Raw genomic sequence first — 9,720 nt, 5'->3', positions numbered from 1 at the left:
ACCACTTACAGGGGGTTCTCTATATGTTTTTTATGAATGTTTATTAAATATTTTTCTAGGTTTTATGCTTTCCCTTGGGTGGGAAAGTTGAGTAATTAACAATAAAAAATTGAGAGATGTCATAGATACAATTACTTCAAAAGTAGTCTTAATCCTAGGTAATTTTTCTCCAGATAGAAAAGCTGTTTTGGATGAAATACGTGAATCTTTAAGAAAATCCGATTTTATTCCTGTAATGTTTGATTTTCAAAAACCTGCTTCTAGAAATCTTACTGAAACAGTTATGACTTTAGCTAATATGTCTAAGTTTGTAATTGCAGATATCAGCAGTCCTCGCAGTATTGGACATGAGCTTTCAGCTGTTATTCCCCGTTTACAATCTGTTAATTTTTATCCCATTATCAAACATAGTGAAACCGAATACGGTATGTTTGAAGAATTCAAACATCTACCCTGGGTTAAACCTATTACAGAATATGATAGTATTGAAGATCTGGTTTCTTTAATACTTGAGGATGAAACTTAAACCGCAAGAAAGTACATCCATGTACTTTCTTGGGCTTGAACTGAAACGTCGAATACGTCGTCTAACACGGGGTATTTGCGGCGTCGCTCCGCTCCTTGGCCTTCGGCACATTTGCCCTACGGGCAACGTCATATACCCCGGGAACGTTAGACAAAATTGAATTGAGGTGGAAGTATAGTGAAATTTATCACTGTTGAATTAAATTTGGGACTTGAGATTTTTGATTTTAAATTACAACTTTCCCAAAAGTCATGTTTTAAAATATTGGATTGTTATTATTCAAATTATTATTGGGATGATAGTGGAAAACATATACGAGCTTCGGTATATATATCAGCTAAAGAGGAAGAAGAAAGTGAACTTACTTTAGGTCAACTTGCTATAGAAAAAATAAAACGTGCTAATGCTATTATGTCATTTCTATATGGATTTTATTTTGAAACACATTTGGAAGGCTATGATTCGTGTAGAAAAGTAGAAAAAATAGAGCATCAAGAATACTTACCCCAAAAAGGGAATGGGGAACGAATTAAAAAATTTGTTAGAATGTATTCTGATTTAAGCGAAAGCGATAAAAAGGAATTTGAACAATGTTGTCGCTTGTTTTCTATGGCAATTTACTTAGTTTATAAATATGATTTTCATGAAGATGCAATATTGAATTACGCTAAAGTTATGGAAATGCTATCTACTGACTATTGGAGAACTCAAATAACGGAACAATATAACAACGATGTAAAACTTCAGTTCCAAGAAATGATTGGAAAATACTTTTACGAGGATTATAGTGATTCTTTACATAAAAGGGATTTGAATATTATCACCAAAGAGTTAACGAACATGATTAGTTTAAGAAGAAAGATGGTTAAGTTTGCTGAAGATAAAGATATTAGAGTGACAATAGATCAGAATAGTAATGTAAAAGACTTCATTAAAGGAATTGTTAATTTTCGGAATGATGTGGCTCATGGAAATATGATATATCAACCATTGCAACAACAGAGGGATTTAAGCTATTGCGGGTTAGTCCTATCGTTGGAATTTATATCAAAATACTATTTTGATGCTGATTACTCTAAAGTAGGACTAAACAAAACTATTAAATAAACTCAATTCAACTTCGTCTAACAAGCCATTCCCACAAGGGTGCTGGTGGCACGTGTTAAGGGAAAGGTCAGAGCACCACACCTTCTCACTGGGGTGCACAGCCAAGACGGTATTCCTTTAGAATCCAGTTCGAAGGCGTCGGGAATGGCGGAAACGTTAAAAGAAATTGGTTGCAAAAGTCGCGTAGTCGTAGCGCGGATTAGGCAAAGTTAACAGAGAAAATTTTAAAGATTGTTTTCTTTATATTTAAAGGGTATTTGAAGAGAGGTGGTTTTATAATAATGAATCATTTGATTTCATGGATTATATTCAATCAAGTATTAATATTAATTATAACTAATATTTTATTAGTCATTGTTACTCTAGCCTATGTTTTATTAACAAGATCAATGGTAAAGTTTGCTGAAAGGCAGGTGAAAGTAGTCTCCAATCCAATTTTAGGTATTAGAATAACAAAGATGCATATTTCTAAAGTGGATGCATCAAGAGGACGAACATTAACCGTTCAAATTGAACTAGTTAATATAGGTAACGGACCAGCAATAGATATCCAAATCGATGGTGAAATAATTCTTAGCAATAGTGATGTTAACGGTGAAAAAGTTATACCATCTTACACAGAACCAAGGAGGTTACCATTTTTGATGGTCGGTGAAAAATCAGAAGATAGTTTCGAAACAAATGTATATTTTCGTAATAAGGCAATTTTATATTTATTCGATGATTTTAGAGAAGAGGCTAGGTTGAACCAGCATAGAATCAATATTAATCCTGAAATGGAAGCTTATAAGGCTAGTAAACTAATTGTCATAGTTTATTATAGCAATAACTTGGGCCAGCAATTCAAGTCAAGTCTTGAGATTTATGTAAATTTAGGTATGGAAATGAATGTAGATAAAGATGCAAAGTCTGTAACGGTAAAGCCAAAGGAAATTCCAACTGACGACCAAGAAATTGAACTTGATAATCATCCGTATATTAGACCTGAATTTAGGTCAGTACTTATTAAAGAAAAAGAAATAGAACAAGAGTTAGTTAAAAGAAATTCAAATCGAAAATTGTTTGCGTAGTAACTTTGATACCTTATTCGATATGGATTTCGAGTATATATTTGGGAGATTAAAGGAGTTAACGTCCTGTTGCCCTCTGAGTTTGGGGGCGATCAACTTCATTTAACAATGCATTGCCAGCTCCGCTACGCTCCAACCCAAACCTTTTCGCTGGGAGACAAGCTCCGCCAAGAAGCATTCCTTTGGAGGGCCAGCTCAAAGGCTTCGGCAATGCGAAACGTTAGGCAACACCACACAAGGAGGAAAGACATGAGTACACAAAAAATATGCGGGATTAAAATTGATTCAAATAAAATTACAATCGTAGTTCTGATCGGATCTAAGGGCAACTTTGAATATGTTGATACAAGAATTACAAAGATTGAACTACAGGATCATTCCAAACAGGAAAATGTTAAATCTTTCAAGCAAACAGTTGAAGCGTTTTTGGCAAGTGAAGATATTTCTTTGGTAGCTATAAAAGGCAGAGCAACAAAAGGGACTTATGCAGGAGGAGCTATTTCGTTCAAAATTGAGGCAATATTGCAAACGATGGAAAGAGAGGTGAAAATTATTCCGCCGAATAGCATAAGTGCATTATTGAAAAAGAAACCGGTTGATTTGAGCATGATAAAGAACAAATACCAAACAGAAGCTGCACAGACTGCATACTTTAGTTTGGAGGACTGAACATGGGTAAATATGGGTTTGACGTTCCTGATGAAATCCAAGACTTTATTGGAGGATTATCCGACATACTAATTGATGGTTTCAACTGCAAAGGCGGGAACAGTTACGTTTTTTTGGGCGAACACAAAATAATGAAGCAAAGAGTTGCACTAAAATTTTACTATTATGTAGATGATAGTCATTCTGAAGTTGAAATCTTAGCAACACTTAACCATCGAAACATAATAAACATTTTAGACGCGCGATCCGTTGGGAACGGATGGGCCTATTTTATGACACTAGAAATCAAAAATGGTGATTTGGATAACCTGATTGAAAACAAAATTGGCATAAGAAGATCATTTACCCTCATAAGAGGAATCCTTGATGGCTTAAGCGTTTTACACAATCCACCGTATAGATTGGTACATAGAGATTTAAAACCAAGCAATATTTTTATTGATTCAAACGAGAATCCTCTGATAGGTGATTTTGGGTCAATTAAGAAAATTGAAGATAATGAGTCTACAACGAATGCATCCAGACATACACTTTTATACAAACCCTTCGAAGCTTTTGAGAACATTCATATGTTTTCTTCAGATATATATCAAGTTGGGATCATACTGTTCCAACTTTTGGGTGGTCGATTTCCTTATTCTATAGATGAGTGGTTAAGCAAATCAGAAAAGAAGGCATTGCAATGTATTACAGATCTTTTTGAACGTTCCATATATGAAGACGAATGCATTAAGAAAAGAGTCAAAGCGAATAGATTGATAGATGTCGAATCTCTTCCGTTATACACAACGGAGGGGATGAAGAAAATAATAAAGAAGGCAACTATCGCCAATCACAGTGTGAGATATCAGACAGCCGCAGAGTTTATGCTGGCAATCCATAAATATGGGAAACTACCGGATTGGAAAGAAATTGATGGCGTAAATTATCTATACAATTGGAATGGCCGAGATTATCGAATTGTTAAGAGAGGTAGAGGTTTTATTTGTGAGTTTAAAACATGCGCTGCAACTTCATGGAGAAAGAAAAGTGACATAAGTTCTGGGGAAATCGAAGACGTTATTAAAGAATTAAATTCAAAATGTGGCATCGCCTAACAAAGCATCTGCCGGGGGTAATCGGTGCCTGTCACGTGACTTATTTCCGAATGTCAATGAATTTCTGAGCCGCGCGCTGATGCACTGAACCCTTAAAAACGGACACTTTGCAATTACTCTGGTTCAACATGAATGGAGGGCGAAAAAATTATTTCTTATTTCGCATGGCGTCAACCCATTTTTTAGTGTGATCCTCTCATGGTTAAAGAAATGTGGGTATTCTTTTCCGATAGATCCACCAGTGTGACGAATTAGAGCCACGTTGTGCTGTGATCTGAATCCCTTGGAACGGACATATCGGTGGCTCAAACAGCAAATGAGAATTTCTTTTCTAGCTCTGATCTTTTTTCTGCAGGAGTCATTCGGATTGATGGCTCTTTTTCATCGTTGTAGACACTTCACTTCACGGAGTTCCACAAAAACTTCATAAAGCCAAGGACGTTAAACAACATCATACCGATCATGGAGGGAATCCAGTTGAAAAGAGCATTAATCATCGTGTTTGCAATACTGCTGTTGCTGCCAATATCTGCCTGCAGTCATCAAGAAGAGGTGACGTATGTTGGCGTAAACGCAGAGATTTTAGAAATCAGTAACGTGGTTCAAGGGTTTGTGGTGTGTTTTTGGCAATAGAGAAATACAACTTTTGGCAGTCAAAAATGCAATTACCAGCGTTACCAAAATTACTTCATTAATGAATTGGCCATACGATAACTTTTCCCTGTGAACATTAACATATGAGAATGATGCACTAATCGGTCTACGATTGCAGCTGTCAGCTTTTCGTCAAAAAGAAATCCTTTCCATCTACCGAACTCAATGTTGGTGGTTATGATGATGCTTTTTGCTTCGTAGCAAGCTGAGATAATCTCGAACAACATCCTTGCACCTTCTTGATGGAGCGGTAGATATCCCCATTCATCAAGGATGAGTAAATCGGCCTGATGGATTTTCTTGTGAACCTTGCTCACTTTCTTAGGGTCATCATCTTCTAATTGGTTTATCAGGTCATGAACTCGAAAAAAGACGGCTTTCTTACCCTGAGCGATTGCTTGAACACCTAGAGCAACCGACAAATGTGTTTTACCAGTACCTACAGAACCGTAGAGAATCAGATTTTCTTTCTTTTCAAGAAAGGACAAAGACGCCAACTTTTCTTGCCCCATCTTGTCGGTGGATATTTCGGTTGAATAAGGCCATGTTATCGGTCAAAACAGGCCATCCTCACGGTGCAATTAGGCCATTGATATCGGCTTAATTCGGCCAGCGTCACGGAAGAGAAGGCCAGACAGCAGCACAATCCTTGATCTTTGGCACTTTCATACACAAACCCATGAGACAAGAGCACTTTCAATTAGCCAAATGCGAGAGGGTGCCGGCAAAGCGCACTTTGCTTTGCCTTTACAAGGCACCCGGCTCGCATAGAGGCCCCGCCTTTTGGGGCCGTTGCCTGCTTTACCGCCAACCCGCGTTAAGTATGGAACATACTCCGCGGTCACTGAGATTCAGCAGTCACTACCCTTGGTGTGCGCTCGTGAAAGCCCTTGCCAATTTTGAAAAGACGTAAACCTGTTAATCAGCCTCTACCTGTTGATCCGCCAGTTCTTTTGCATTCAGTCCCATCCGTTCACGCATGGAAGCCTGCCCTTCCACCATGATTTCATAGGAGTTATGGATGATCCGATCAATGATGGCTTCGGACACTGTGTTGTCATCCGGTGTGCCAATACGCTGATACCATCCCCGGGGATCAAATTGAGTACAAAAGATGGTGGAGCCACCCCTTGTCCTGGCTTCAATGATTTCGAACAGGTCCATGGCTTGCTCCGTTGACAGGGTGCGTAGAAGCCATTCATCAATGATCAGTAACTGCACCTTTTGGTAAGTCCGGATGGCTTTCTTGAAAGTACCCTCTCCCCTGGCCACCACCAGTTCATTGAGCAGTTCCGGCAGGCGAATATAACGGACCTTTAAGAAGTTTCGGCAGGCAGCCACACCCAGGGCACAGGCAATGAAAGTTTTACCGTTGCCTGAAGCCCCTTCCAAGATGATATGCCGTCCTTCCTGAATGTAACGACAGCTGGAAAGTCGAAGCATCAATGAACGGTCCAGCTTTCTGTCAGGAAAATACTCAATGCTTTCCATGCTGGCGTTGGGATAACGAAAATCAGCCGTGCGAATCAGCTTTTGCAGTTTAGTGGACCGCCGTTTGTCCCACTCCTTGTCCACCAGCATGCCAAACCGGTCTTCAAAAGATAAGTCGTTAAACAGGTTCTTGTCCACCAATTGTGATTCAAAGGCAACAGCCATGGCACCCAGCCGCATAGCGTGAAGTTTATCAATGGTCGTTTGATTAGTCATGGCGGGTTCCTCCGAAGTAAGCGGGTCCCCGGGTATAGGCATAAGTGTTGTCAGATTTAGGAGCTGCTGCTGCCGGTTTTGCCTTATCCAGACCAGTCTTCAAAATGGTTTCGATGTTTTTAATGCTGGGTTCAGGGGTGTAGGCCAGCGCTCTACTACAGGCATCTTCAAGTCTTGCTGTGGAATGCTTGTCTGCCAGTTTCATCAGGCGGCTGCAGGATTTGTAGCCTTGTTGTTCTACTTTGCCGGCGGATAAAAAGGCCTTCACCACCACCAACGTGGCAGTGCCCATGGTTGCTGCCCAATCTCTAAAAGTATCTGCATTGTACGCCAAGGCTCTTCGGTGGTTTTCCGGCATGTGGTCCGGCAGTCTGACTGGTTCCTCCAGTGCTTCGTAACGCCTGACGTGGGAGGCAACCCGGCTTCCCTGGAAAAACACTTCAATGGTTTTACTGGTGGTGCGAATGTCCACTTCGTAGCCAATGAGCACATGGGGTACAGAGTATTTGTTTCTGTCCACGGATATGAGATAATCAGGTTGTATGGTGGCGCTTGACCAGAGAGCCAGTTCATACGGGGAAGCGGGCAGGGGCAGTAAGTATGGCTTTTCTTCTTCAAGAAAAGCACTCAGCCTGCTTCCATTTTTCTTTTGAAAGGGTGCGCTGTTCAGTACCAGCAGCTTTTCCCGGATGGCATCGTTGAGTTCCTGAAAGGTGAAGGCTTTGTAGTTTCTCAGGGCAGCCATGACCCAAGTACTGACAAATCCAACGCTTCCTTCAACCCCTGGCTTGTCTTTAGGCTTGGCGGGTCTGGCGGGGATAACGCAAGTGCCGTAGTGTTCTGCCATCTCAGCATAGGTTTTATTCAGGATCATTTCGCTGCGTGTGTGTTTTGTCACCCCGGTCTTTAAGTTGTCCGGCACCAAAATTCTGGTCACACCGCCAAAATGTTCATAGGCATGGAGATGGCCGGTGATCCAGTGGTGACTGATCATGCTGGGAAAAGCTTCCACATAGGTGTACAGGCTGCAAGACAGCACCGCCACAAACAGGTATGCCGTGGTGGCTTCGCCAGTATAGGGGTCATACACTGACAAGGTTTTACCTGCCCAATCCACCTCCATGAGTTCACCGGGTTTGCGTTTGATTCGCATGGTGGCTTTGGTGGTGTTCACGTACTTACGGTAATAGTCGGTAAACTGGGTGTACTTTAAGGGAATGACTTTCTCTGCCTTGCATTTTTCTGAGTACTCGGCCCATAGCAGTGTCATTGTCACCCCTGGCTTGGCCATTTCCTGGAACATGACGGCGCAGTCAGGCATTCGCCGTTTGGATTCTGACCTGGCAGGGTAAAACAGGTCTCTGATCTGCACGTTGGACAAGTCCTCTGACAACGGCCATTCAAGGCCGTGTCCTTCTGCCAGCTGGTACACCGTACTGACAGTGTCCCTGGCACATTTTGCACTGGCAGCCACTTGCCGCTGGCTGTAACCCAGGCTCTTAACCTGCCTTCCCGAGATATATAACGATGAAACCGATAAAAAACATTGATATTCCAACAAAATAAGGCATTTTTGATTGACATTTGACTCGTTATATATTATAATATATAACGAGGAGGGATGGGGATGAGCATCGTTTATCAGACCAATAAACAAACTGGCATCACTTACGCCTATGAGAACGAAGCCTACTGGGATAAGGAAAAACAGCAGTCCAGGGCCAAGCGAAAGCTGATTGGCAAACTGGACCCAGAGACAGGCGAGATCATCCCCACCCGGGCTTACAAAAAGGCCTCGCCTCAGAAGCATGTGCCGGCAAAGCAGGGACCCGTGCCCATCACCAAGATCCAGCGCCGGTTCTACGGAGCCACCCATCTGTTTGATCAGATTGGTCAGCAGACCGGCGTCCAGGAAGACCTGAAAGCCTGCTTTCCAGGTATTTACAAACAGATGTTGTCCGTTGCCTACTACCTGATTCTGGAAGACAACAACCCTTTAAGTCGGTTCCCCCACTGGCAACGGCTCCATGTCCATCCTTGCGGAGAAGACATCCCTTCCCAGCGAAGCAGCGAACTGTTCCAGTCCATTGAAGAAGAAAACCGGATGGCTTTTTTCAGGAAGCAGGGGAAACGCCGTATTGAAAAAGAATACTGGGCCTTTGACATCACCTCCATATCCAGCTATTCCGAAGTGCTCTGCCAGGTGAAAAAAGGCCGCAACAAAGAACATGACCGCCTTCCCCAGCTTAACCTAGCCCTACTGTTTGGTGAAGAATCCGGCCTGCCCTTTTACTACCGAAGGCTTCCGGGGAACATCACCGATGTCACCACCCTCAGGCAACTCATGGGCGAGTTCAATGTGATGGGTTACTCCCAGGTGCATGTGGTGCTGGACCGGGGGTTTTACAGCCAAGACAACATCAATGGGCTATACAAGCATCACCAGAAGTTCCTCATAGGTGTGAAGCTGAGTCTGAAGTATGTTAAAGAGGTGCTGGAAGAAGAACGGGAGAACCTTCAGGTATGGTCCAACCATCATCCACAGTTCGGTGTCTACGGCATCTGCCGCACCCTTCATTGGGACTATGAACAGCATCGTCCCTACAAAGGCGATACCCTCACCGAGAAACGCCGGGCTTACCTCCACCTTTTCTACAACCCGGAGAAGGCTGCCCGGGACCAGGTGGAGATGAACGAATACCTGACCAGTCTTAAGCAGGACCTGGAACAGGGAACCCGGAAAGACTACCGCATGAAAGACTACGACAAATACTTTGAAGTCACCGAGACCCCTATGATGTTAGAATGAAAATAGGACATGTTGAATTGAGACTTTCCGATGTCAAAGATATAATGAAATGACAAAGGAGACGATACAAATGGGATCAAG

General features: G+C 42.1%; 9 protein-coding genes and 1 pseudogene. 7 read left to right on the top strand and 3 right to left on the bottom strand.

The annotated features are described in order from the left end of the window. The first annotated feature begins 109 nt into the window (after positions 1–109). The 6 genes from QOL74_RS18135 to QOL74_RS18110 all read left to right on the top strand — a co-directional run bounded on the left by QOL74_RS18135 (position 110) and on the right by QOL74_RS18110 (position 5,102). Complete coding sequence (locus QOL74_RS18135) at positions 110–526, top strand: hypothetical protein (protein ID WP_283410919.1); 417 nt, start codon at positions 110–112, stop codon at positions 524–526. A 177-nt stretch (positions 527–703) separates the two neighbouring features. After that, positions 704–1,633, top strand: coding sequence for an MAE_28990/MAE_18760 family HEPN-like nuclease (locus QOL74_RS18130; protein WP_283410918.1), 930 nt, complete (start codon positions 704–706; stop codon positions 1,631–1,633). Positions 1,634–1,914: 281 nt separating this feature from the next. Further along, on the top strand, positions 1,915–2,703 hold the full coding sequence (locus QOL74_RS18125; RefSeq protein ID WP_283410917.1) for a hypothetical protein: 789 nt from the start codon (positions 1,915–1,917) through the stop codon (positions 2,701–2,703). 249 nt (positions 2,704–2,952) lie between these two features. Next, the gene (locus QOL74_RS18120; protein WP_283410916.1) at positions 2,953–3,372 is read left to right on the top strand and encodes a DUF3010 family protein; all 420 of its coding nucleotides are present in this window, start codon (positions 2,953–2,955) and stop codon (positions 3,370–3,372) included. Between the two features lie 2 nt (positions 3,373–3,374). Further along, entirely contained in the window at positions 3,375–4,469 is a 1,095-nt protein-coding gene (locus tag QOL74_RS18115) for a protein kinase domain-containing protein (protein ID WP_283410915.1), read from the top strand. A gap of 477 nt (positions 4,470–4,946) precedes the next feature. Then, entirely contained in the window at positions 4,947–5,102 is a 156-nt protein-coding gene (locus tag QOL74_RS18110; protein ID WP_283410914.1) for a hypothetical protein, read from the top strand. Positions 5,103–5,152: 50 nt separating this feature from the next. Here QOL74_RS18110 and istB read toward each other — a convergent pair whose 3' ends face one another. From istB to istA, 3 genes are all read right to left on the bottom strand, one after another. Further along, on the bottom strand, positions 5,153–5,650 hold the full coding sequence (gene istB / locus QOL74_RS18105; protein ID WP_283410920.1) for an IS21-like element helper ATPase IstB: 498 nt from the start codon (positions 5,648–5,650) through the stop codon (positions 5,153–5,155). Positions 5,651–6,041: 391 nt separating this feature from the next. Further along, the gene (locus QOL74_RS18100; protein ID WP_283410913.1) at positions 6,042–6,830 is read right to left on the bottom strand and encodes an ATP-binding protein; all 789 of its coding nucleotides are present in this window, start codon (positions 6,828–6,830) and stop codon (positions 6,042–6,044) included. Continuing rightward, a complete protein-coding gene (istA, locus tag QOL74_RS18095; protein WP_283410912.1) occupies positions 6,823–8,391 on the bottom strand; it encodes an IS21 family transposase in 1,569 nt (522 codons plus the stop codon). Before istA ends, QOL74_RS18100 begins: the two co-directional genes overlap by 8 nt. Positions 8,392–8,457: 66 nt before the next feature. Here istA and QOL74_RS18090 point away from each other — a divergent pair. After that, a pseudogene (locus QOL74_RS18090) lies at positions 8,458–9,624 on the top strand (IS1634 family transposase); the annotation flags it as partial. Positions 9,625–9,720 lie beyond the last annotated feature (96 nt).

The organism is Anoxynatronum buryatiense (assembly GCF_900182905.1).
Taxonomy (GTDB): Bacteria; Bacillota; Clostridia; order Peptostreptococcales; family Tindalliaceae; genus Anoxynatronum; species Anoxynatronum buryatiense.
This window is presented reverse-complemented; position numbering and strand designations above follow the sequence as displayed.